Source organism: Plantibacter cousiniae (nom. nud.) (assembly GCF_977070315.1).
In genome coordinates this window covers 539,157-563,504 of record NZ_CDRVEU010000002.1, presented here as the reverse complement: position 1 = coordinate 563,504, position 24,348 = coordinate 539,157, and the positions used below count along the sequence as shown (strand labels likewise).

Here is a 24,348-nt window from a genome sequence, read left to right as displayed (position 1 = left end):
GTGGAAATGAGAACGGCGCAGTGATGACCTAGTCAGGCAGAGAGGCAGGCGAAAAACAGCAGGCATGACGCCAGCAATGATGTATCAACATGTGTCGTAAAACCTTAGGATGATGCCTTAACTTTCTGCATTCCGGGTTCCCGTGACGTACAAACTGCCCACTACTGCCACCGCTCCTTTCTGCCCCTCGGCGACTACCGACAGTGTGGCCATTCCGCCGAACGCGTCCTTGCTGCGCAAGATGATGCTGTTCGTCGGGCCTGGCCTGCTGGTTTCCATCGGCTACATGGACCCTGGCAACTGGGCGACGGCCATCGAGGCCGGGTCGCGCTTCGGCTACTCACTGCTGTTCGTGGTGGTGCTGGCCAGCCTCTCGGGAATGGTCTTGCAAAACCTCTGTTCGCGGTTGGGCATCGCTACCGGCCGTGATCTGGCGCAGCTGTCGGCCGCCCGCTACAGCCGTAAGGTCGCCAAGGGCCAGTGGCTGCTGGCGGAGTTGTCGATCATCGCCACCGATCTGGCGGAAGTGCTGGGGGCAGCGTTGGCGTTTCATCTGTTGCTCGGCGTCTCCATCACCACCGGTGTGGCGCTGACCGCCTTCGATACGCTGATCGTGTTGGCCTTGCAGGGTGCCAATTTTCGCCGTCTGGAGGCCATTGTGCTGGGGCTGATTGCAACCATCGCCAGTTGCTTCGCCGTCGAGCTGTTTCTGATCAAGCCGTTCTGGCCGGACGTCGTCGCGGGTCTGAAGCCGAGTTGGGATGTATTGAGCAGCCAGGAGCCGCTGTACATCGCCATCGGCATTCTGGGCGCCACCGTCATGCCGCATAACCTTTACCTGCATTCGTCTGTGGTGCAGACGCGGGTCAACGGTTCGGACCAGGCCAGCAAGGCCAGCGCCATTCGCTATGCGCGCCTCGACACCATCGGTTCGCTGAGCCTGGCACTGCTGATCAATGCGGCGATTCTGATCCTCGCTGCTGCCGCTTTTCACAAGACCGGGCATACCGAGGTGGTCGAGATTCAGGACGCCTATCACCTGCTCGATCCGCTGGTAGGTGGCGCGATCGCCAGCGTGCTGTTCGGTATCGCGCTGCTGGCGGCAGGGCAAAGCTCGACATTTACCGGCACGATTGCCGGGCAAGTGGTGCTCGAAGGTTTTCTGCAGGCAAAGATTCCGTGCTGGCAGCGGCGCTTGATCACGCGGGCGCTGGCACTGATTCCGGCGCTGATCGGTGTGGTCTGGCTGGGTGACAGCTCGGTGGGGCAGATGCTGGTGCTCAGCCAGGTTGTGCTGAGCCTGCAGCTGCCATTCGCGCTCTGGCCGCTGATTCGCTTTACCAGCGACCCACAACTGATGGGGCCGTTCGTCAACAGCCGGCTGGTGAAAACGGCTGCCTGGGGTCTGTTCGGGCTGATCTCGGCGGCCAATCTTACATTGCTGTGGTTCTGGATCAGCTGAACTTGGGCGGCGGCAGCGACTCTCAAGCCTGACACCAATGTCAGCCGTCAGGTAGCCGGACATGAGCACACCGAGCGACAAGGGCAGCGTCTTCGAAACCGATTTGCCCGCCCGACTGGACCGACTGCCCTGTGGGCGGTTTCACACCTTGCTGGTCGTGGCGCTGGGCATAACCTGGCTGCTTGACGGCCTGGAAGTCACCCTTGCAGGGTCGGTAGCCGGCGCCTTGAAAGCCAGCCCGGCGCTCAATCTCACCAATAGCGACATTGGCCTGGCGGGCGCCGCGTACATTGCCGGTGCCGTGTTGGGCGCGTTGTTCTTTGGCTGGCTGGCGGACCGTCTCGGGCGCCGCAAGCTGTTCTTCATCACCTTGCTGCTGTATGTCGGTGCGACGGCCGCTACGGCGTTCTCCTTCAGCGTATGGAGCTTCATGCTGTTCCGCTTTCTGACCGGTATGGGCATCGGTGGCGAGTACACGGCAATCAACTCGACCATTCAGGAATTTACCCCGGCCCGCTACCGGGGCTGGGTCGACCTGACCATCAACGGCACGTTCTGGCTGGGTGCCGCGCTCGGTGCGATTGGCTCGATTGTCTTGCTCGACCCCCTCTGGATGAGGGCCGAGCTGGGCTGGCGCCTGTGTTTCGGCATTGGTGCGGTATTGGGTCTGCTGGTTCTGCTGATGCGACTGTGGCTGCCGGAAAGCCCGCGCTGGCTGTTGATACACGGCCAGGCTGAACAGGCGAAGCAGATCGTCGAGCAGATAGAAGCCGACTTACAGCGCCAGGGCCACGTATTGCCCGCCGTAGCAGGCAAGCCCCTGCGCCTGCACGCACGAGACCACACGCCGCTGGGCGAGGTCGCCAGGACGTTGCTGGTGACGTTCCGTCAGCGTTCGCTGGTAGGCCTGACGCTGCTCACCGCCCAGGCGTTTTTCTACAACGCGATCTTTTTCACCTACGCCCTGGTGCTGACCGACTTCTATGGCGTGCCGGCCGAGCGCGTCGGCTGGTACGTGCTGCCGCTGGCGCTGGGTAATTTCTGCGGTCCGCTGCTGCTGGGCAGACTGTTTGACGTGATTGGCCGGCGTGTGATGATCAGCCTCACTTATGGCCTGTCGGGCGTACTGCTGGCAATCAGTGGCTACCTGTTCCAGCAAGGTGTGCTGGACGTGACCCAGCAGGCCATTGCGTGGATGGTGATTTTCTTCTTTGCGTCGGCAGCGGCCAGCTCGGCCTACCTGACAGTGGCGGAAACCTTTCCACTGGAAATCCGTGCGTTGGCAATCGCAGTGTTCTACGCGTTCGGTACGGGGCTGGGCGGTATGATTGGCCCGACCCTGTTTGGGGAGTTGATTGAAACAGGTGAGCGCAGCAATGTGTTGATCGGTTATCTGATCGGCGCCGGGCTGATGTTGCTGGCGGCGCTGGTGCAGGCGATATGGGGTGCGGCTGCCGAGCGCAAATCTCTGGAAGACGTAGCGAGACCGCTGTCGCAGGCCGTGGACAACTAGTGGCGGTTAACGGAACACACCGCGAAGGCCATCTACGGATGCACGCAGGCCGATGATCCGCTCACTGACTTCTTGCGCTTCATGTGCACGGGAGGTTCGCTCGAGGTAGAGGAGATGCCCGGCGAGGTTGGCCGAAACTCGCTCTAGCTCGTCGGCGGTGCGCCTGACGTAGGCCTGGATGTCTTGCATTTGTTCGATCTGCACGGATGGTGCCCTTATAGGTCGCATCCGAGCGCACTAAATGAACGGGTGGCTATCATCAATCCACCCAACCGAGTTGTCGGCGGCAAGGTCGGCTTTCTTTAATGCCGCAGATAAATAAACAGGCCAATCATTTTTTCGCATCGTGCCGATCAGCCTAATCATCTTCCTGATCATCGTGTTCCGAATAGGAATCCAGCAACTCGGCCAGTGCCAGCGTGCGGTCCAGTCCACTGCGCGTGGACATGATTTCGGCTACCGCCTGCGTGGCGGCGACTCTGGCGGCTTCGCGTTCGGCATCGGTGTTATTGGGCGTGGCGGCCTGCGCAGCCTCAATAATCGATTGCTCAAAGGTATTCATGGTGCTCGCTCGTGAAATTCAAGTGCCTGTGATACCGAGAATGGCGGATTGTTTCAAGGCCGATCAATCACCTTCGTAGGGAAATTCCTCCAGGCTCTGCATCAAGGCAACGCCCTGTGGCCCCTGAAGGTTCTCCAGCACCCAGCAACTGTTGGCATTTTTTGCCAGCAGCAGGCGTGTCGTCTGGCTGGCGACCGGCTGTTGAGGGGCATCCTTGTAACCCAGGTTATAGGTCATTTCGACCACCGCCTGCTTGTCCGAGTTGGACACCAGCTTCCAGTCGATCGGCTTTTGCACATCACCGTCCTGCGCATCGGTCCACGGGTTGGCACTGACGGCGCATTGATCGCCGTTCTGGCACGCCCAGTCCTTCTTGAGCAGGCTCAGCAGAGGTTTGGACAAATAATCAGCGCTGCCTTTGCCGTTCAGATAAAAATCCTGGTGCTTCTCGTAGATCCAGCGCGCCGTGTCGACCGGGGTCGCAGCCGGGCAGGCCGCATGGGCAGTGGTTGAAAGCAGGCAAGCGAAGGCAATGGCGACGGTTCTGGACATGGAGCGGGCTCGCAGAAAAGGTGGCAGTGAGAGTGACAGGCACATGACAGTGCATTTGTAAGCCAAGTGGACAAAAAAGCAATGGTTTTGGTCACGCATCAGAGGGGCGGGGAGGTGAAAGTGGATGGAGGCTAATTTCATTCAATACGCGGTTCAAGGCATCACGACCTTGATTCAGTCATTTTCGATCATGACGAATAGGGACTATAAGTTTGCTGATTCATGGCTGCTTTTACGCTGGTGCAGCCAATAAAACGAACTCTGCGCTGGCATGCCCTGCACGGCGCCCTGCGGCGCTCGGACATGTTCACGCAGAGCACTGGCGAAGCAGGCTGCGCCTTACTTCTTGACCGGCACGATGTCCATGATCTGGCCATTGACCTTCTGGAAACGCACGTACTTGTCGTTAATTTTCACCCATTCGCTTTCCTTGGCGGGTGTTTCCAGGCCTTTGCTTTTCCAGTCCTTCACTTCCAGGTCGCTGCGACGATATTTTTCCGGAACGCGGGAGCCTACTTCCAGCTCATGGACGTTGTCCTTGGATTCGGTGACTTTCGGGTCCGCCGTCTCTGCCGCGTGAACGGGCAGGGTGACGGCGGAAAAGCAGCCGAGCAAGGTCATGCAGGCGATCAACGATTTGCTGTTCATGTGAAGACTCCCAGTCTTTGGTATCAGGCGATGGCTTAATGCCTCGTAATAACTCGGACCTTCACCGTGGCAAATCATTCGATCGGGTTTGCTGTGCTCAGCCTTTCAGTGCCTCGGCGATGGTTGCCGAGAGCGGGGTGGTCGGGCGGCCGATCACCCCGCTCAATTGGCGACTGTCATCGAACAGGGCGCCCTTGGCAGCAGCGGCATCGGAATCTGCCAGCAACCGGGCCACGAAGTCAGGCAGGCCTGCCTGGATAAGCGCGGCTTCGAATTCGGCCTGTGGCAGGTTGACGTAAGGCAGGGACTTGCCGCTCTGCGTCGACAACTGCGCTGCAAATTCGGACAGCGTGTAGGACTCGTCGCCTGCCAGCTCATACACCTTACCGGCCTGTGTCGTTTCCGATGTCAGCAGCACTGCGGCCGCCTCGGCGTAATCCAGACGCGAAGCAGAGCTGATACGACCCTCGTCGGCACTGCCCATGACCGCGCCATGGGTCAGTGCGCCCGGAATGCCTGCGGTGTAGTTTTCGGTGTACCAGCCATTGCGCAGCAACACGAACGGCAGGCCGCTGGCGCTCAGGTACTCTTCGGTTTCGCTGTGCTCCCTGGCCAGGCTCAATGCCGAGGTCTTGGCACGCAGAACACTGGTGTAGGCCAGCAGCTTGACCCCGGCGCGCTTGGCCGCATCAATCACCGCCTTGTGCTGCGGCAGGCGCTGACCCACTTCGCTGGAGGAAATCAGCAGCACTTTGTCGGCACCGGCAAATGCACTGTCGAGTGTCGCAGGCTGTGAATAGTCGGCCTGACGAACCTGAATACCCTGCCTGGACAGATCGGCGGCCTTTTCCGGACTGCGAACGGCGGCGATGATTTGCGAAGCGGGTACGCGGCTGAGCAACTGTTCAATGACGAGGCGGCCAAGCTGGCCTGTGGCACCGGTGACAACGATCATGGAATGATTCCTTGAATCAGGTTGAAAGGAAGCGCCAGCATAGTCATGATGCTTACCTTTAGTAAGTACGTACAAAAAGGTAAGTGTCATGAGCGAATCCGCTTCGCAATCAAGTACCCCGCAATCAGGTGTTATGCAGCAAGGCTTCCCGCCGGAAGCGGCCGAGACGCTATTGGCGCTGGTCCGTCAGGGCCATGTGCTGGCCACTGACTGTCCTTCGCGGGTGGTGCTCAATCATGTCTGCAGTCGTTGGGGCGTGCTGGTGCTGGTGGTGTTGCGGGGTGGCATGCATCGCTTCAGCGAAGTACGCCGCAAGATCGGCGGGGTAAGCGAGAAAATGCTCGCGCAAACGCTCCAACATCTGGAGCATGATGGTTTGGTCAGCCGCAAGTCGTTGCCGGTAGTGCCTCCGCATGTTCAGTACCGCTTGACCCCGATGGGCGAAGAGGTCGCCTTGCAGGTTGAAACCCTCGTCACCTGGATCGAGACCAATTTGCCGCGCATTATGCAGGCCCGTGAAGCGTCGAATACGCTGCAGATCACGCCCGAATGAGTCTTTTCTGACAGATTTTTCATCCTGCGATTGTCGGCTTGATCGCCTGTAATCAGCCGCTTCTTGGTATGGTGCGCGCCGAAATCTTTATATACACGTTTAGTTGCGCCGTTTGCCCTTCACCGAGAAGCTGTAGAAATGCCCAATCCAATTCCCCTGAAAGACCACGAAAAAGAGACGCGGCTGGTCAATCAGCGCCTGATTGCCTGCGCGGTGCTGGTCGGCCTGCTGGCTGCCTGTCTGGTCGCGCGCATGTATTTCCTGCAAGTCACCGAGTTCGACTATCACTCGACCATTTCCGAAAACAACCGTGTTCACGTGCTGCCGATCCCGCCCGAGCGCGGTTTGATCTTTGACCGCAATGGCGAAGTGCTTGCCGACAATCGCCCCAGTTTCAACCTGACCCTGACCCGTGAACGCGCTGGCGACTGGCACAAGGTCATCGACGAACTGATGACCCTGCTGGAATTGCCCGACGAAGACCGGATTCTGTTCGACAAAGAACTGAAGCAGGTCCGTCATCCGTTCGAACCGGCAACATTGCTCTATGAACTCACCGAAGAGCAGATCGCTATTCTGGCGGTCAATCAGTACCTGCTGCCGGGCGTGGACGTGGCGGCGCAGTTCGTTCGCCATTACCCGTTGGGCGCCCATTTCGCGCATTCGATCGGCTACGTCGGCCGCATCAACGAAAAGGAAGCGGCCCATCTCGATAACGAGTACCGCGGCACGCAGTCCATCGGCAAGACCGGCGTCGAGCGCTTCTACGAGTCCGAGCTGCACGGCCACGTAGGCTATGAAGAGGTCGAAACCAACGCCCAGGGCCGCGTGCTGCGCGTGCTGAAACACACTGACCCGGTGCCGGGCAAGAACATCACCCTCACGCTGGACGCGCATTTGCAGGCCGCGGCGGAAAACGCGCTGGGTGATCGACGCGGCTCCGTGGTTGCACTGGACCCGGAAACCGGTGACGTGCTGGCGATGGTCAGCAAGCCAAGCTTCGACCCCAACCTGTTCGTCACCGGCATCAGCTTCAAACAGTATGCGGCGCTGCGCGATTCCATTGACCGGCCACTGTTCAACCGAGTGCTGCGTGGCCTGTATGCACCGGGCTCGACGGTCAAGCCGGAAGTGGCGATTGCCGGTCTCGACAGCGGTGTGATGACCGCCTCGACAAAGGTCTTCGATCCCGGCTACTTCCAGTTGCCGGACTTCGACCACAAATACCGTAACTGGAACCACAGTGGCGATGGCTGGGTGGACATGGACACGGCGATCATGCGTTCCAATGACACCTATTTCTACACGGTGGCGCACAAGCTCGGCATCGACCGTCTGCACGATTACATGACCATGTTCGGTATCGGCCAGAAGGTGTCGCTGGACATGTTCGAGGAGTCTGCAGGGCTTATGCCGTCCCGCGAATGGAAGCGGGCCACGCGTCGCCAGGCATGGTTCCCCGGCGAAACGGTGATTCTCGGCATTGGCCAAGGCTACATGCAGGTCACGCCGTTGCAACTGGCTCAGGCCACTTCACTGATTGCCAGCAAGGGTGTCTGGCATCGACCGCATCTGGCGATGGAAGTCGGTGATAAGGCACCCGTCGACGAGCATCCGATGCCAAATATCGTGTTGCGCGATCCCAATGAATGGAATCAGGTCAATACCGGCATGCAGATGGTCATGCACGATCCCCGCGGCATTGCGCGGGATGCGGCCAAGGGCGCTCAGTACCGCATCGCCGGCAAAAGTGGTACGGCGCAGGTGGTGGCGATCAAGCAGGGTGAGCGCTATAACCGTCTGAAGACCCTTGAGCGTAACCGCGATAACGCCTTGTTCGTCGGTTTCGCGCCGGCCGACCATCCGAAAATCGTCGTGTCGGTGACCATCGAGAACGGCGAGGCGGGTGGCCGGGTAGCAGGCCCCGTGGTGCGGGAGATTCTCGATGCCTGGCTGCTGGACAGCGAGGGCAAGCTCAAGCCTGAGTACGCCACACCCACCAAGGCGCCGGGCAACCCGCACGCCTGATCAGCGTTTTAAAACGCTTGCCGAACGACCGAGCCCTGAACAGGGCTCAGGTTTTCTGAACTGTCGAGAATGCATCGAGTCGACCACAACAGGCGTGGCAGAGCGCTGCGCGCGTTTTACCGAACTCATTATCATTGCCTCGACAAGGAACCCGGAATGTCCAAGACCATTGCCGACCATCTCGCGCAAACCCTCGCAGCGGCGGGTGTTTCGCACATCTGGGGGGTGTCCGGAGACAGCCTCAACGGCCTGACCGACAGCTTGGAACGCACCGATTCGATTCGCTGGATGCACACCCGTCATGAAGAAGTCGCAGCCTTTGCTGCCGGTGCGCAGGCGGCGTCCAGCGGCAAGCTGGCGGTCTGCGCCGGCAGCTGCGGACCGGGCAACCTGCACCTGATCAATGGCCTGTACGACTGCCATCGCAACCGGGTGCCGGTTCTGGCAATTGCTGCGCATATTCCGTCTTCGGAAATCGGTCTGGATTACTTTCAGGAAACCCATCCGCAGGAGCTGTTCAAGGAGTGCAGCCACTTCGTCGAACTGGTCAGCAACCCCGAGCAGTTCCCGCGTGTGCTGGAACGTGCCATGCGTGCTGCGATCAGTCAGAAAGGTGTGGCGGTAATCGTCTTGCCGGGCGACGTGGCGCTCAGCGCTGCGCCGGATGTCGCGGCAAAATGGATCGAGGCTACAGCGCCCAACGTGGTGCCTGCCGAAAACGATCTGCAGTCGATGGCCGACATACTCAACGACTCCAAAGCCGTCACACTCCTGTGCGGTGCGGGTTGCGAGGGTGCCCACGAGCAGGTTCTGGCGTTGGCGGATACGCTGGGCGCGCCGATCGTCCACGCATTGCGCGGCAAGCAGCATATCGAATACGACAATCCCTTCGACGTCGGCATGACCGGCCTGATCGGCTTCAGCTCCGGCTACCACGCCATGCTGTCCTGCGACACGCTGGTGATTCTCGGCAGCAGCTTCCCCTATCGGAATTTCTACCCCGAAAAAGCCGACATCATCCAGATCGACCTCGATCCGACCCAGCTAGGGCGTCGCACGCCGGTGGCGCTGGGTCTGGTGGGCGGGGTGCGGGAAACCCTGGAGGCGCTTCAGCCAAAGCTCAGGCCGCACACCGATCGCCGTTTCCTCGACAAGGCCCTGAAGCACTACGCCAAGGCCCGTGAGGAACTGGACGAACTGGCCACCCCGACGCCAGATGGTACGCCGATTCATCCGCAGTACCTCACTCGACTGGTCGACGAGCAGGCGGATGCCGATGCGATCTTTACCGTCGACGTCGGTACGCCGACGCTGTGGGCTGCACGCTATCTGCACATGAATGGCAGGCGCAGTCTGCTCGGCTCGTTCAACCACGGCTCGATGGCCAACGCTTTGCCACAAGCTCTGGGGGCCAAGGCTGAACATCCGGATCGTCAGGTCGTAGCCTTGTGTGGCGACGGCGGTCTGTCCATGTTGCTGGGCGACTTGCTGAGCATTCGTCAGTTGAACCTGCCTATCAAGATGGTGGTGTTCAACAACAGCTCGCTGGGCTTCGTCGACATGGAAATGAAAGCCAGCGGCTACGTGCCGCATGGCACTGACCTGCATGAAACCAACTTCGCCGGGATTGCCCTGGGCGCAGGCATTCTGGGCCTGCGTGTCGAGAACGCCGAAGAGTTGCCTGCCGCCTTGCGTAAGGCGTTCGATCATCCCGGTCCGGTGCTGATCGACGTTGTCACTGCCAAGCAGGAGCTGGGCATCCCACCGAAAATCAAGCTGGCCCAGGCCAAGGGCTTCAGCCTGTACATGATGCGCGCGATCATGAGCGGGCGCGGCAGTGAAGTGCTGGAGCTGGCGAAAACCAACCTGCGTTAATCAGTTATAAAAAAGTATGGGTTGAATAGAAAAAAGTTGCAACTTCTATCCATCGAGATTGTCTTCGCCGTTACAGGTGACACTCTCGGTGGATTTATATTTCTCTTCTCATCATAACCGCCCAAGGCGGTCATTTCTTTGTGGATCCAAACTTCTTGCACCCTGTGCTTTATTGAGTTCGCTGTTTGAACTAACAAATTCAAATAGTGGGTAAAGCTTCCCGGAAGACAGCCGAGACAGTGATACGGAAGCAAGATCGGCTACGGCAGGCTGATTACCGAACAGTCCCTGGCGAAAAAAAAACGTCGACGCTACAGAACGTTACGCCCTGGATATTCTTTATAGAAAAGTCTGCACGTCATGAGGTCTGCAATGCTTAGAAATGCTCCTTTGAGTATGAAACTGCTGCTTATTTTAATATTCCCCCTATTGGGCTTCCTTGCCTTTGCAGGTTTGTTCGTCGCTGACAAAAGTGAAAACCTCGGTGATATGAGGCGCGCAGTGACAGCCACCAGCGCCGCACAGAAAGTGAGTGACGTAGTCACCACTCTCCAGCGCGAACGTGGCGCCAGCGGCGTATTTCTGGGTAGCGGCGGCAAGTCCATGCAGGACAAGCTGAAGACGTTTCGTCAGGAAACCGACAAGGCTATAAGTGAGATGCGCGCCCAGTCCACCGACGGTATTCCCGGACCTGATAAGGTCAACCGCGCATTCGAGGAGCTGATCGCTCTGCGCCTCAAGGTGGACTCACTCGGGATCAACAATACAGAATCCGGTACGCGCTTCACCGACATCATCAAGACACTCATCGGCTTCTCTTACTCAATGGAATCGAGTATCGAGGATCCGGAAATATTGCGCGGCCTGAGCTCGCTCAATCAGTTCGTGGATATGAAGGAACGTGCCGGTCGCGAGCGTGTATTGCTTGGTCTGGCATTCAACCAGAACCGGTTTGACGCCGCACTGTTATCGCGCTTCAGTCGCAACCTGGGCGAGTTCTCGGGGTATTTCGAAGCGTTCCAGCGCTGGTCACCTGAAGCCTTCAAAACCAAACTCAATGCCGTTTTGCAGCAACCAGGATCGCTCGAAGTGGCCCGCTTGCAACGCCTGGGCTTCGATACTCCGCTGGGTGACCCGCTCAACGTCAAGCCGGAAGACTGGTTCAACCTTGCGACCGTGCGTATCGACATGATGGCGCAGGTGGAGGCAGAGCTTGGCCAGAACGTCGTCGGCCTGGCAATGGATGCGCGCAGCTCCGCTCAAAGCAGCCTGTACGTGGCGGTTGCCATTGTCGTCCTGATGCTGATCGTAGTGCTGTGGCTGGCGTCGGTCATCATCCGCAACATCAAGGTCGCAGTGGTCGATGTGAACCGCACATTGATGGCTCTTTCCACCCGCGACCTGACCGCGCGGACCCGTTATGTCGGCAAGGACGAGTTCGGCGAGATCTCGCGCAATCTGGACAACATGGCGCAACAGATCAGTGAGGTCATCCGCGACATCGGCAGCGCCACAGCGCAGGTTGCCACCGCCGCCGAGCAGTCTTCTGCAGTGGCGTTGCAAACCAATCAGAACGTGGCGCAACAACGCCAGGGCACTGATCAGGTCGCCACTGCGATCAGTGAGATGAGTGCCACGGTGAAGGATGTCGCGCGCAGCACCACCGACGCGGCCGAGATGTCGCAGCGCGTCAACAACAGCACCGTGCAGGGCAAGACCGAAATCGACAACACCATCGGCCTGATTCAGGGGCTCTCGGTGCAGGCTGAACAGACTTCACGGATCATCGACGAGCTCAAGGGCGAGAGCAACTCGATCTCCTCGGTGCTCGATGTCATTCGTGGCGTCGCCGACCAGACCAACCTGCTGGCGCTCAACGCAGCCATTGAGGCTGCACGTGCCGGCGAGCAGGGGCGTGGTTTCGCGGTGGTTGCCGACGAAGTACGCAATCTGGCCAAGAAGACTCAGGACTCTACCGTCAGCATCCAGAAAATGATCGCTAACCTGCAGTCCGGCTCGGAACGCGCTGCCGCGTCGATGCAGGAAACCCTGGGCAAGGCGCAGGAGGGTGCCAGCAACGTCGTACGCGCTGGTGAACTGCTGGAAGAGATCGCCGAAGGCATCGCGACCATCAGCGACCGCAACATCCAGGTCGCTTCGGCCGCTGAAGAGCAAAGCCTGGTGGCCGAAGAGATCCACCGCAACGTCGACGACATCAACTCGCTGGTCATCCAGGTCAGTGCCGGTGCCGAGCAGACCGCCGTCACCAGCCGCGAGCTCGCGCGTCTGGCGGAGCAGCAGCAGGGCCTGGTGGGGCGCTTCAAGGTGAGCTGACAGTCAGCGGTTTGTGTGTTGTGAAAAGGCCTGGAAGCGAACGCTTTCAGGCCTTTTTGCTGGTCTTCAGAGGCTGTCGTGCCGATGTCCCTGACCACCCTTGATAACCTGTACCCCATGACCATTCAGTCACCTTTTCACGTAACCCCACGTCCCTCATACGATTATGTAGTGATAAAAAATAATCACTACATAATCGTTGACGTGCCCGTTTTCCTTTTGCATTATGCAGCTGTCTCCCCGATCGGGAGCGCTGCTAAAGGTGTGATGAACAGGCTCGGCAAGCCGTCGAGATGTTCCCGGATGTAGGCTGCCCACAAGGCAGATTGATGGAGCTGAACTGGCATTTGTCGTCGATAAGGGCGAGAAGCTGGCGAAATGTCCTCATGATGCTTGTAACGGATCGATTGCCGATCCTGGGCCGGGTCTTTGGGTTTCGTGACTTCTTCTCTCTACGCTGATGCCGCTGTGTAGCGGCTCTTCATCAAGGCTACCTGCATGTCCTTGAGGGCTGGAACGGTATTCGACGCACACTCAATCGTGTGCATTGCTGAAGTTCTGGCGCATGAACTTGATGTATCAATTATTGAACAGTCTACGAGCGAAGGGGCATCAACATGAATATCAACACACAACCGACTATTGATGAACTGGCTCGTCTGTTTGCTGCCTGCAAAGACACGCTGGATAACCATATCGCCTGGGTGGCCGAGTCGGGTGAAGTTCGCGTCGACGCCATGTCGCCGTTCACGCAAGAGCACGAGTTTCGTGATGCGCACCCGCAACTGCGCGCATCCCTGAAGATGTTCCGTCGTGGCCAGGGTTATGTCGGCAAGAAAGCCGCTGCCGATCGTGCCTATATGGAGAACACGCTGCAGGCGTTGAAAGGTGAGTGGCAGAAGACTCGTCGGCAGGCGCACTCGCAGGTTGCCTGAGTAGGGCATCGCAGGTCCTGAAGCCTGTTCCCGATCCTGATCGGGAACAGGTTTTTTGGTTTTCGTCACCGGGACGGCGAGGGCCTACAGGTTGTACAAAGCGTTTTTGGTGGTATAGATTCCGGCCATGAGTCAGCGATTCTGACTCTTCTCACTCGCTGCCTGTGGTGACTGTCACGGCAGTGCCTGCACATGACATAAACAGAGGTTGCCGATGCGTGCGCCACGATGGTTATGGTTGGTGATGTTGCTCAGCGCTGGCGCTTCGGCGGATTGGCGTGAGGCATTGCCCAATGCTCAGGTCGTCGGTGGCGGTGACCTCAGTCTGTTCGGTTTTCGCATCTATACGGCCAGGTTGCTAAGCCCCACCAAGCCCTTCGTCGCGGATGCACCGCTGGCTCTCGAGCTGACCTACCACCGCGACATTGACCGGGAAGATCTGGTCGATGCCAGTATCGATGAGATCAAGCGTATTTCCGGTTCGAAGGTGACCGAACAGCAACTGACTGAATGGCGCCAGCAGATGAACCAGTCATTTGTCGACGTCCAGCCGGGCATGAAGATTACCGGTGTGTACCTGCCTGGCCGCGAAGCGCGGTTTTATGTTGGCGACAAGCTCCAGCATGTGGTGCCCGACAGCCAGTTCGCCAAGGCTTTCTTTTCCATCTGGCTTGACCCGAAAACCCGTAACCCGGAGCTTCGCGAGCAGTTGCTCGGCAGTACCGGCTCATGACCCATCAAGGAGGGCGCATGCTGAGAAAGCGGATGTTGATGTTGTGTGCGGGGCTTGTATTGAGCGGCTGCGGCGGCGTGCCGGTAACCCGTTACAGTCAGGAAGAGCCCAAGCTCGACCTGAGACAGTACTTCACTGGGCGTGTCGAGGCCTGGGGAATGTTTCAAAAGCGCTCCGGTGAAGTCACCAAGCGCTTTACCGTGGTGATCGACGGGCACAGTGAAGGCGAAGTGCTGGTCATGCACGAGGCCTTCAGCTACAGCGATGGCACCAAACAGGTCCGGGAGTGGCGCTTGCGTCCCGATGGTCCGGGGCGCTGGAAGGGCACGGCAGGTGACGTGGTTGGCGAGGCCTATGGCGAAGTGTCAGGCAACAGCTTCCACTGGAACTATGTGCTCAGGTTGCCGGTGGATGGCACCGAGTATGACGTGAGCCTGGATGACTGGATGTACCTGATCGACAAGCAGACCATGGCCAATCGTTCGTCGATGACCAAGCTGGGTGTCGAAGTCGGGCAGATCACCTTGTTCTTTCGCAAGGCTGGTAAATAAATAACGCCTCATATGAGGCGTCATCCTTCAGGGCGGCTGTCAGCCGCCCGTCATATTCATGAAGCGCACCACCTGCACGCCATCGTCGTGGGTGAAGTTGTGGCTCCACGGCTTGAGCTGCATGGCGTCGATGATGGCTTTTTCCAGCTTTTCCGGCTGGCCGGGATTGGCGCGCAATACCGCCTTCAAATCCACGGAATGCTCGTTGCCCAGGCACAGCAGCAAGCGACCTTCGACGGTCATGCGCACGCGATTGCAGGTGCCGCAGAAGTTGTGGCTGTGCGGCGAGATGAAGCCGATGCGAATGCCCGGTGCCTCGGCCAGGCGCCAGTAGCGCGATGGCCCTTGAGTCGAGTCAGTGGAAGGCACCAGCGTGTAACGTTCGGCAATGCGTTCGCGCACCTGATCGCTGGAGTAGAAGGATTCGGCGCGGCTGTGTTCGCTGATGATGCCCAGCGGCATTTCTTCGATAAACGAAACGTCCAGGTTGCGATCGATGGCGAACGCCAGCAGGTCGTTGATCTCATCATCGTTGCGACCATGCATCACCACGCAGTTGAGCTTGGTGTGCACAAAACCGGCGGCGTTGGCGGCATCGATGCCGGCAATCACCTTGTGCAGATCGCCTGTGCGGGTCAGCTCGCGGAAACGCTGTGGATCGAGGCTGTCCAGGCTGATGTTCAGGCGCGTGACGCCGGCCTTGAACAGCGGGGCAGCCAGTTTGTCCAGCTGCGAACCGTTGGTGGTCATGCACAATTCACGCAGGCCGGGCAGGGCGGCGATCTTCTCGCAAAGCCCGACCACACCTGCGCGTACCAGCGGTTCACCACCGGTCAGACGAATCTTGCGCGTGCCCAGTGCCACGAAGCGCTCGGCCACCTGGAGGATCTCTTCCAGCGACAGAATCTGTTGTCGAGGCAGAAACGTCATCTCTTCGGCCATGCAGTACACGCAGCGAAAATCGCAGCGGTCGGTGACCGACATGCGCAGATAATCGACCTTACGTGCAAAGCGGTCCATCAGGACGGGTTCTGACATTTCACCTTCTAAATAATCGAGTGGGCTGTATTACCGGGTTTGGAGGCCAGTGCGTGACAAGGGTTCAGCCAATTTGTAATGCGCCAATTTCACGCCTGATCGCAGGCTGGCAAAGTGCCTTGTGCGTATAAACATAGTAGCCGCACGCATTGCGGTTTGCACTGGCCGGATGACGCCACGCTAACCGAGTCGAAATGCCGCAGTCCAATTGCTTGTTCCAATACGCTCATCGACACGCTCTATGGCGCTTTGCCTTGATGACTGATCAATCAGGCCTGGCGGCGGAACTGCGCTCGTAACGCTCCAGCAAAGGCTGGATACTGATGCCGTGTACCAGAATGCTCAGGGCGACGACCGAGAGGGTCATGCCAACGACGACGTGGCCGACATCGTGTGCCAGACCATGCGACAAGGCAAAACACAGGTAATAAAGACTGCCGATCCCACGAATACCGAACCAGCCAACCAGTGCTTTTTGTCGGACGTTGAGCAGGCGACGACTCACCAGCAACCAGACGCTGGCTGGACGAATCACGCAGAACAGCGCGATACCCAGGCCAATGGCTCGCCAGTCCCAATACATCGCCAGCGCCGCGCCCAGCAGGGTGATCAGCAGGACTTCCATGGCGCGCTCCACCAGACTACCGAACGCCAGCATATCGCCCATCATCACGCCGGCAGCCAGTTGCGAGTCGCTCATGTCGTCGACCTGCGCGACCGTGCCCTGCTCGAGGGAGGACGTCATATGCCCGAGGACCGGCTGCGCGACGTGCTCAGACGGCAGCTCTGACCGCGTGACACGTACCTCAGCCTGACGCAGCCCGAATCCGGCGGCAAATACCGAAAGAAAGCCAAAGGCACCCACGCTTTGCGCAACGACATAAGCCAGGGCGATCAGTGCCAGCGCCAGAAAGTCATTGGGCGAGGTGGTGCTGTCGGCGTTCTTGATGCGCAGAAAGATCATCAGATGGCCGACCCCGCGGCCCATGCCGTAACCAATCAACAGACCAGCCGGCACCGCCCATATCAAATCCTTGATCAGCCATCCCTGGACCCAGTCGCCCATCGCGCCCCCGGAACTCAGGTACAGCAAGGCAAAAATCACGAATGGAAACGCGGTTCCGTCGTTGAGGCCCGCTTCGCCGGACAGGCCGAAGCGCAGGCGGTCCTGGTCCCGGGCATTGTTGACCTGGACCATCCCGGCCAGTACCGGGTCCGTCGGCGACAGCATCGCGCCGAGCAACAACGACACGCCCCAGTCCAGGCCAATGATGTAGTGCCCCGCGACCGTCACGCCAGCGATGGTCGCCAGCATCACCGGCCCGGCCAGCCAATAGGCTGAATGCCAGGCTTTGCCGCGCAAGGGCAGGCGCAACTTGATGCCCGTACCGAACAGCGAAAACAGCACCGCCACTTCGGTCAGGCGTTCCAGCCACTCGTAGGATTTCTCGAAATCCAGATCGACGATATCCAGGCCCATCGGGCCGATGCCGAAGCCGAATCCCAGGCACACGGCCGATGTGGTCACTGGCATCCAGCGCAGGTAAGAGGAAGTGAGCGCCAATAGCATCAACAGCACGCCAAGCACGCCCATGCAGACAATAAAACTCATAGAGAAAGAACCACCGTCAAAATGCGCCCGAAGCAGAGGGCGTAACGGTGGGACTCCCGTGCACGGTAATAAGTTGAAATAATTTGCCGGATGGCAATCAGCATGCGTCTTTTACGCACGGCGATGCCTTTCGGCGTCGCCGTGGACCTCTAGCGCTCGATGCTGCGGCTCCAGCGTGCGTTCCACTCGGGACGGATCTGATTGACCTGATCCCAGTCGATGGTCACCGCCGTTTCCAGGTACTTCTCCATGGCCTCGACCTGACTGCGTGTCTTGTCAGTGGTCGGGGTTTTCGGGTTCGACGGGATCTGGTCACCGAACTCCAGCGCAGGCGCCTGTGCTTCTGGTGTCAGCAGGTAGGCCGCCAGCTTCTGGGCCAGCTCCGGCTGGTTGTTATTGGCTATCGCACATTCGGCCACGTTCAACACCACGCCGCCTTCCTTGGGCGATGCATATTCCACCGGTACACCCTTGATCTTCAGCGCGGTGACCTGGGTGGGTGTCAGTGGGAACAGGGCGGCTTCGTCGGTCTGCACCATTTCCGAGATCTTGGCCGAGCTGGCGATGTATTCCAGTACGTTCGGGCCGATGGTCTTCGGCCAGGCCTTGAAGCCGGGTTCGACGTCTTTCTCGCTGCCGCCCTGGATACGGTTGAACATCAGAAAGCCATGCAGGCCGAAGGTCGAGGAGGCCAGTGACTGGAACACCACCTTGTCCTTGAAACGTTTATCGGCCAGGTCCATCCACGAGGTGGGCGCGCTCCAGCCCTGCTCCTTGAACATCCGTGTGTTGTAGGCCAGGCCGGTCACGCCCAGGCTGACGGCTGCTGCCTGTTCCTTGATTTTGGCCTTGGCAGGCAGGTCGGCCAGACTGGCGCTGGGCTGCAGCGTGTCGCACAGGCCCATGGAAATAGCCCGATACATGATTCCGTCGTCGAGAAAGATGACGTGCATCTGCGGGTTGTCCTTACTCGCCTGAACCTTGGCGAGGATGTCGGCCGATGTGCCAGGCACGATCACCACCTTGACGTTGTTGGCCTTCTCGAAAGCCGGCAGCACCTGATCGGCATACAGGCGCTCCATGGTCCCACCGTTCATGCCCAAGTACAGCGTGGTTTCGGCCATGGCAGGCGTGGACAGGAGTGCGGCGGCCAGCGGCAGGCAGGACAGCCCGGTGAGGGCGAGACGTTTGGTACTTTTCATAGGGACGACCTTCCTCTGTGCAATGGGATGACGTTCGTAACAAGTTCGATGGCAGGGGTTTGCAGGGCGATTTGCTGAAAGCGGCCGATGGAAAAGGCATCGAGCGAAATCCGTGAGGCGCCTTCGCAGACCCATTCGGCCAGCGCTTCACCCGCTGCCGGACCGATCTGAAAGCCTGTCCCGGCAAAGCCGAAGCCGTGCAGCAGACCTGGACGGGTCAGGCTTGGGCCCAGCACCGGTTCACGGTCCGGCAGATAGCCTTCGGTGCCGCTCCAGGTGCGAATGGCCTGAGCGCCGGCGAGTGGCGGGTAGAGTTCGACGGCGTTGCGCAGGATATCCAGCACCGCCGCCTGTCCCGGTCTGGTGCGTGCCGGGTCGAGGGCAAAGCCTTGTCCGCCGCCCAGAACGCAATTGCCGCGAGCCACTTGCCGGGCATAAATGCCGCCGCCTTCGACACCGGTGCTAACGTCCATAAACATCGGCAGCGGTTCTGTCACCAGCATTGCCGGGTGCCCTGAATACATCGGCACCGGTTCGTTGAATTGTGCTGCCAGCGCTGCGGCCCACGCCCCGGCGCAGTTGAGCAGCCAGGTGGCGCGCAGTGTCAGACCGCTGGCGGTGGTGACGATGAACACGTTGCCGTCGTGGCTGACTTCACTGACCGGCGCCTGCTCGAACACCTGTGCGCCTGCCCGACGAGCAGCGCGGGCGAAGGCCGGCGATACCAGACGTGGATTAGCGTGTCCGTCGTCGGCGCACAGCGATGCACCGACAGCGACATCGCCGGCCCAGGGATAACGCGCGCGCAGCTGATCGCGATCAAGCAGTTGCAAATCCAGGCCGAATCCCTGGCTGGCTTGGGCGTAGGCGCGCAAGGCATTCATGTCCTGTTCGCTGCGCGCCAGTTTGAGGTGGCCCGAGCGCTGGTACTCGCCGTCGATGCCGATCAGCTCACGCAGGTTGCCCCATATCTGATGCGCCCTTTGCGACAAGGGCAACTGCGACAACGGACGGCCCTGACGCCGCACGCCGCCGTAATTGACACCGCTGGAGTGCGATCCGCAAAAATCGCGTTCCAGCAAGGCGACCCGCTTGCCCTTCAGGGCCAGCGTCAAGGCTGCCGAGGCGCCGACAATGCCGCCGCCGATGACAATCGCATCGGTTTCAATCAGTGTGCTCATGGTTGCGTCTCCACCGATTGCTTTTCCACGGGTAGCATCCCCAGACCAAAGGGCAGCGGCTTGATCGGTGCCTGGCCGCGCAGTCGGCCGACGTGCTCGACGGGCCGGCCGCTCTCGCGGGCGATGATTTCGGCCGCGGCCAGACCACACATCCGGCCCTGACAGCGCCCCATACCGACCCGGCACATGGCCTTGACCCGGTTGATCTCCCAATGGCCATCCTGCACGGTACTGCGAATCTCGCCTGCAGAGACTTCTTCGCAGCGGCACACCAGCGTGTCATCCGCCACGTTGGCGGCCCAGTCCTCAGGGAACGGAAACGCGGTTTCCAGCCCGTGGCGGAAGCGTTCGATGCGACGCAAGGCAGTTTTAAGCGTGTCGGTACGTGCGGTGTCTGCCACCACACCGATGTCTTGCAGCAGCCCGAGCGCGGCCAGTTCTCCGGCCATTTCAGCAGCGTCTGCGCCCATGATTCCCGCACCGTCGCCCGCCAGATAGATGCCTGACACGCTGCTGCGTCCACAGTCGTCGCGGGTCGGCAGCCACGCCCGGTTGAGCGCGCTCCAGGCGAATTCACAGCCCAGCAGGTCAGCCAGTTGCGTCTCGCTGCGCAGCGCATGGGCAAAAGCGACCGCATCACAGGCCAGATGGCCCGATTTGCCGTTACGTTGCCATTGAATACCGTCTACACGTTTATCCCCGTCGATGCGTGTGAGCTGCGCACCTTGATGCACGGGAATGCCGTGTGCGCTCAGCCACGCCCGGTAATATATGCCTTTGGCCAGCGTTGCCGGTTGGCCCAGCAGCGCCGGCAATGCCTTGCATTGCGCCGAAAACGGCGCGCTGTCGAGCACCGCCAGCACCTTCGCGCCAGCCTTGGCGTACTGGTAAGCGACCAGATACAGCAACGGGCCGCTGCCACAAAACACCACGCGCTGGCCAATCGCACAGCCCTGATATTTGAGCGCGATCTGCGCTGCGCCGAGGCTGTACACGCCGGGCAGGGTCCAGCCGGGCACCGGCAGAATTCGGTCGGTGGCACCGGTGGCGACGATCAGGTGGCTGAAATCAACAGTGGCGGCGGTACCGTTTTGCAGGGTATCGAGTTGGTGATTTTCGGCGTTCCAGACCAGCGTCTGCGGCCGATAGTCGATCTGCGCGGCCAGCGTGTCGAGCGCGTCGTGCACCGCGACCGCCTTGGCGCTTTCAAAGCCGTAGAGCGCCTTGGCCGAGCGCTGGAAGTTGTCCGGCTGGCGACGGTAGATCTGGCCGCCGCCGCGCAGCCCTTCATCGATCAGGCAGGCCTTGATGCCGTGGGCCAGTAGCGTCTGGGCGGCGCGAATACCGGCCGGTCCTGCGCCGACAATGGCAATTGTCTGATCGCTCATACGCAGCGCCCCGGTTCACGAATCACCGCCTGACCGGCCTCCAGCAGCGTCGAACAGGCACGCACGCGCTGACCGTCACCCAGCCTCACCCAGCAGTCCTGACAGGCGCCCATCATGCAGAAACCGGCGCGAGGTTCGGCGCTGAAGTCACTGCCGCGCAAGTGTTCGCTGGCGGTCAGTACCGCGGTCAGCAAGGTATCGCCCAACAGACCGCTGGCCGGCTGGCCGTCAAGGGTGAAGGGTAGAACCGGGCGATCATGTTCGGTCAGTCGTGTCAGCAATGCCATAACGTGAAAGCTCCGGATTAGTGTTTGCCGACCAGCACGCGATCCAGCCCGTAGACCCGGTCGAGCAGGATCATGGTGGCGGCGGTGAGGGCGATGACCAGTGCCGATACGGCGGCCATCATCGGGTCGATGGATTCGGTGGCGTAGACATACATGCGCACCGGCAGGGTCTGCGTCGCGGGCGATGTAACGAAGATCGACAGCGTGACTTCATCGAAACTGTTGATGAACGCCAGTAACCAGCCGCCTGCCACGCCGGGCAGGATCATTGGCAGGGTGATCTGCCGAAACAGCGTGAAACGGTCGGCCCCCAGGGACTCGGCGGCGTGCTCGGCGCTGCGGTCGATGCCGATTGCCGCCGCCAGTACCAGGCGCAGTACGTAAGGCGTGATGACCAGGACATGGTCGAAGATCAGCCAGGTGAAGCTGCCGTTCACACCCATAAGCGCAAACAGGCGCAGCATCGCCACCCCCAGCACCAAATGAGGAATGATGATCGGCGAGAGAAACAGGGCGTTGAAAAAATTGCGACCGGGAAATGTATGACGCGTGATTGCCAGTGCGGCAGGTACCGCGATCAGCGTGGCCAGCGTCGCCGATACGAACGCCAGGGTCAGGCTGTTGTAGAACGAATCGATAAAGTCGGCGCGCTCGAAAACGGCCTTGAACCAGCGCAGCGAGAAATGGGTGGTGGGCAGGCTCAGGGTGTTTTCCGGGGTGAACGCCACCAGGCACACCACGACCAGCGGGGCCATCATGAAGATCACCACCAGCGCATGAAACGAGAGGGCCAACGGACCGTTCTTGGACATGGATCATTCCCCCAGAGTTTTTTTGTAACGGCCTTCGATCATGCGGTTCCAGGACAGCATGACCAGCAGGTTGACCAACAGCAGCGCCACGGCAAGGGTCGCGCCCATCGGCCAGTTCAACTCCGAGAGGTACTGGTCGTAGATCACCGTGGCGACCATCTTCAGACGTCGTCCGCCGAGCAGGCCGGGAATGGCGAACGAACTGGCGGCCAGGCCGAACACGATCAGCGAGCCGGACAGCACGCCGGGCATGACCTGCGGCAGCACGATCAGGCGCATGACTTTCGCCTGGCTGGCGCCCAGCGACAGCGCGGCCTGCTCGGCGGTGGGGTCGAGCTTCTGCAGCGAGGTCCAGACCGGAATGATCATGAACGGCAACATGACGTGGACCAACGCAATGACCACGGCAAACGGGGTGTACAGCAGTTTCACCGGGCGACCGCCCATGAACTGGATGACCTGATTGATCAGGCCGTCCGCGCCCAGCAGCAGGCTCCAGCCGAACGCCCGGACCACCACCGAGATCAGCAGCGGCGTGAGAATCAGGATCAGGAAGATCGAGCGCCACGGCGTGCCCATGCGGCTGAGAATGTAGGCTTCGGGGACGCCGATCAGCACGCACAGCAGGGTGACCAGCGCGCTGATCCAGAAGGTGCGCAGGAAGATTTCATAGAAATACGAGTCGGTGACCACGGCCATATAGTTGGCCAGCGTGTAGCTGTCGCTTTTCACCCCGACCTGATAGTCGAACACGTTGAACGACAGCAGCAGAGTCAGCCCCAGCGGCAACACCAGCAAGCCGATATACAGCGCCAGCGCCGGAGCCGACAGCCAATAGCCGCGACCGCCCTGACGCATTTCGCTCAGCAGGCTCATGCGCGCACCTCGTCGGCATCCAGCACGCGCAGCAACTCGGTGGGCCAGTCCATGTCGACCGCTGCGCCTTGTTCCAGCGGCGCTTGGCCATCGTTACGGCGTACAACCGTCACTTCGCCAATGCTGGTCTGGATGCGATACAGCCACTGGCTGCCAAGAAAGTAACGGGTGACGATGCGCCCGGACAGTCGTCCGCAGCCAGGTGCTACAAGATCGATCTTCTCGGGACGCAGACTGAGGGTCAGGCTGCCATCGCCGGGCACCTGACGAATCTGCGGGATGCCGCTGCTGTCCAGATCTCCCTGCAACATGTTGGCCTTGCCGACGAAACCCGAGATGAAGCGTGTACGCGGGTGTTCGTAGAGCTTGTAAGGCTCGTCGATCTGGGTGATGCGACCGGCCTGCATCACCACCACCCGATCGCTGATCGACAGGGCTTCGGCCTGATCATGGGTGACCATCAGCGTGGTGATGCCGACTTCGTTCTGAATGCGGCGGATTTCGAACTGCATCTCTTCGCGCAGGTTGGCATCCAGGTTGGACAGCGGCTCGTCGAGCAGCAGTACTGGCGGCTCGATGACCAGTGCGCGGGCCAATGCGACCCGCTGGCGCTGCCCACCGGACAACTCGCGCGGATAGCGCTCGGCATGCTGACCGAGGCGCACCAACTCCAGCACCCGTTTGACACGCGGGTGCAACTCGGCGGCAGGCACCTTGCGCATACGCAGGCCAAACGCAACGTTGTCAGCCACGGTCATGTGCGGAAACAGCGCATAGCTTTGGAACACTACGCCGAGGCCCCGGCTGCTGGGTTTGGCGTGAGTGATGTCGCGCCCGTCGAGCACAATGCGTCCGTCACTGACTTCGACGAAGCCGGCGATCATTTGCAGGGTGGTGGTTTTGCCGCAGCCGGAAGGGCCGAGCAGAGAAACGAATTCGCCCTTGTCGACGGCCAGGTTGGTGGCAACGACCGCGTCAATGGAGCCGTAGCGTTTGGAGAGACCTTCGAGCTGCAGAAATGCCATGCCTGCTTCCACCTTTGTGCATGCGCGCCGAAGCACGCGTTTGTCATGGGCAGATGCGAAGTGAAGTCATGCAGTTCTGTGGACGTTGGCGCTCGCTCTGAGTCGGCTACCGATGATTGTTCAAATCGCCCCTGTGGACTGAGAGTAGGGCGAAGGCTAGGATGGGCTCAACAAGGAATTTCACTGAATAACATCTTTCTTTGAATTAATTCTTTTGGTGGAAATA

Annotated in this window: 23 protein-coding genes; 9 read left to right on the top strand and 14 right to left on the bottom strand. The window is 60.0% G+C overall.

From position 1 onward, the window contains the following. The first annotated feature begins 142 nt into the window (after positions 1-142). Both ACW55A_RS06115 and ACW55A_RS06110 read left to right on the top strand, forming a co-directional pair. Positions 143-1,462 carry an Nramp family divalent metal transporter gene (locus ACW55A_RS06115; protein ID WP_044308371.1) on the top strand — a complete coding sequence of 440 codons (1,320 nt, stop codon included), beginning with the start codon at positions 143-145 and terminating at the stop codon, positions 1,460-1,462. A 61-nt stretch (positions 1,463-1,523) separates the two neighbouring features. Further along, positions 1,524-2,975 (top strand): MFS transporter, encoded by a 1,452-nt coding sequence (locus ACW55A_RS06110; protein WP_498810664.1) that lies wholly within the window; start codon positions 1,524-1,526, stop codon positions 2,973-2,975. 6 nt (positions 2,976-2,981) lie between these two features. On the opposite strand, the gene ACW55A_RS06105 is transcribed toward ACW55A_RS06110, so the two are convergent. The 5 genes from ACW55A_RS06105 to ACW55A_RS06085 all read right to left on the bottom strand — a co-directional run bounded on the left by ACW55A_RS06105 (position 2,982) and on the right by ACW55A_RS06085 (position 5,692). Beyond that, positions 2,982-3,179, bottom strand: coding sequence for a hypothetical protein (locus ACW55A_RS06105; RefSeq protein WP_003367267.1), 198 nt, complete (start codon positions 3,177-3,179; stop codon positions 2,982-2,984). A gap of 154 nt (positions 3,180-3,333) precedes the next feature. Beyond that, positions 3,334-3,537, bottom strand: coding sequence for a hypothetical protein (locus ACW55A_RS06100; protein WP_003367271.1), 204 nt, complete (start codon positions 3,535-3,537; stop codon positions 3,334-3,336). A 63-nt stretch (positions 3,538-3,600) separates the two neighbouring features. Beyond that, positions 3,601-4,089 (bottom strand): DUF3828 domain-containing protein, encoded by a 489-nt coding sequence (locus ACW55A_RS06095; RefSeq protein ID WP_003317876.1) that lies wholly within the window; start codon positions 4,087-4,089, stop codon positions 3,601-3,603. A gap of 339 nt (positions 4,090-4,428) precedes the next feature. Further along, the gene (locus tag ACW55A_RS06090) at positions 4,429-4,737 is read right to left on the bottom strand and encodes an RcnB family protein (protein WP_003367279.1); all 309 of its coding nucleotides are present in this window, start codon (positions 4,735-4,737) and stop codon (positions 4,429-4,431) included. A gap of 97 nt (positions 4,738-4,834) precedes the next feature. Next, entirely contained in the window at positions 4,835-5,692 is an 858-nt protein-coding gene (locus ACW55A_RS06085; RefSeq protein ID WP_455809066.1) for an SDR family oxidoreductase, read from the bottom strand. 88 nt (positions 5,693-5,780) lie between these two features. Between ACW55A_RS06085 and ACW55A_RS06080 the strand changes: the two genes are divergently transcribed. The 7 genes from ACW55A_RS06080 (at position 5,781) to ACW55A_RS06050 (ending at position 14,701) form a co-directional block, all read left to right on the top strand. Next, complete coding sequence (locus ACW55A_RS06080; protein WP_455809065.1) at positions 5,781-6,245, top strand: winged helix-turn-helix transcriptional regulator; 465 nt, start codon at positions 5,781-5,783, stop codon at positions 6,243-6,245. 138 nt (positions 6,246-6,383) lie between these two features. Continuing rightward, positions 6,384-8,273 carry a penicillin-binding protein 2 gene (mrdA, locus tag ACW55A_RS06075; protein WP_044308376.1) on the top strand — a complete coding sequence of 630 codons (1,890 nt, stop codon included), beginning with the start codon at positions 6,384-6,386 and terminating at the stop codon, positions 8,271-8,273. A 156-nt stretch (positions 8,274-8,429) separates the two neighbouring features. Next, on the top strand, positions 8,430-10,148 hold the full coding sequence (gene poxB / locus ACW55A_RS06070; RefSeq protein WP_455809063.1) for a ubiquinone-dependent pyruvate dehydrogenase: 1,719 nt from the start codon (positions 8,430-8,432) through the stop codon (positions 10,146-10,148). Positions 10,149-10,649: 501 nt separating this feature from the next. Beyond that, the gene (locus ACW55A_RS06065; protein ID WP_498810665.1) at positions 10,650-12,482 is read left to right on the top strand and encodes a methyl-accepting chemotaxis protein; all 1,833 of its coding nucleotides are present in this window, start codon (positions 10,650-10,652) and stop codon (positions 12,480-12,482) included. Positions 12,483-13,099: 617 nt separating this feature from the next. Beyond that, positions 13,100-13,417, top strand: a complete 318-nt coding sequence (locus ACW55A_RS06060) for a hypothetical protein (protein WP_003367294.1) — start codon at positions 13,100-13,102, stop codon at positions 13,415-13,417. Between the two features lie 214 nt (positions 13,418-13,631). Further along, positions 13,632-14,150, top strand: a complete 519-nt coding sequence (locus ACW55A_RS06055; RefSeq protein ID WP_044310570.1) for a chalcone isomerase family protein — start codon at positions 13,632-13,634, stop codon at positions 14,148-14,150. 17 nt (positions 14,151-14,167) lie between these two features. After that, positions 14,168-14,701, top strand: a complete 534-nt coding sequence (locus ACW55A_RS06050; protein WP_455809061.1) for a DUF3833 domain-containing protein — start codon at positions 14,168-14,170, stop codon at positions 14,699-14,701. 39 nt (positions 14,702-14,740) lie between these two features. Here the strand turns inward: ACW55A_RS06050 and moaA are convergent, their stop codons facing one another. From moaA to ACW55A_RS06005, 9 genes are all read right to left on the bottom strand, one after another. Further along, entirely contained in the window at positions 14,741-15,739 is a 999-nt protein-coding gene (gene moaA / locus ACW55A_RS06045; protein WP_003317890.1) for a GTP 3',8-cyclase MoaA, read from the bottom strand. A 265-nt stretch (positions 15,740-16,004) separates the two neighbouring features. Beyond that, on the bottom strand, positions 16,005-17,351 hold the full coding sequence (locus ACW55A_RS06040) for a cation:proton antiporter (protein WP_003367298.1): 1,347 nt from the start codon (positions 17,349-17,351) through the stop codon (positions 16,005-16,007). Between the two features lie 149 nt (positions 17,352-17,500). After that, positions 17,501-18,553, bottom strand: coding sequence for an ABC transporter substrate-binding protein (locus ACW55A_RS06035; protein ID WP_003409951.1), 1,053 nt, complete (start codon positions 18,551-18,553; stop codon positions 17,501-17,503). Further along, positions 18,550-19,734, bottom strand: coding sequence for an NAD(P)/FAD-dependent oxidoreductase (locus ACW55A_RS06030; protein WP_498810666.1), 1,185 nt, complete (start codon positions 19,732-19,734; stop codon positions 18,550-18,552). The genes ACW55A_RS06035 and ACW55A_RS06030 overlap by 4 nt, the downstream gene beginning before the upstream one ends. Continuing rightward, entirely contained in the window at positions 19,731-21,122 is a 1,392-nt protein-coding gene (locus tag ACW55A_RS06025) for an FAD/NAD(P)-dependent oxidoreductase (RefSeq protein ID WP_455809059.1), read from the bottom strand. Before ACW55A_RS06025 ends, ACW55A_RS06030 begins: the two co-directional genes overlap by 4 nt. After that, positions 21,119-21,409: a (2Fe-2S)-binding protein gene (locus tag ACW55A_RS06020; RefSeq protein WP_455809057.1), complete on the bottom strand. Its 291-nt coding sequence runs from the start codon at positions 21,407-21,409 to the stop codon at positions 21,119-21,121. The genes ACW55A_RS06025 and ACW55A_RS06020 overlap by 4 nt, the downstream gene beginning before the upstream one ends. Before the next feature lie 17 nt (positions 21,410-21,426). Further along, positions 21,427-22,221 (bottom strand): ABC transporter permease, encoded by a 795-nt coding sequence (locus ACW55A_RS06015; protein ID WP_455809056.1) that lies wholly within the window; start codon positions 22,219-22,221, stop codon positions 21,427-21,429. A gap of 3 nt (positions 22,222-22,224) precedes the next feature. Beyond that, positions 22,225-23,097, bottom strand: a complete 873-nt coding sequence (locus tag ACW55A_RS06010) for an ABC transporter permease (protein ID WP_122265721.1) — start codon at positions 23,095-23,097, stop codon at positions 22,225-22,227. Further along, positions 23,094-24,122 carry an ABC transporter ATP-binding protein gene (locus ACW55A_RS06005; protein WP_004658466.1) on the bottom strand — a complete coding sequence of 343 codons (1,029 nt, stop codon included), beginning with the start codon at positions 24,120-24,122 and terminating at the stop codon, positions 23,094-23,096. The genes ACW55A_RS06010 and ACW55A_RS06005 overlap by 4 nt, the downstream gene beginning before the upstream one ends. Between the last annotated feature and the right edge of the window lie 226 nt (positions 24,123-24,348).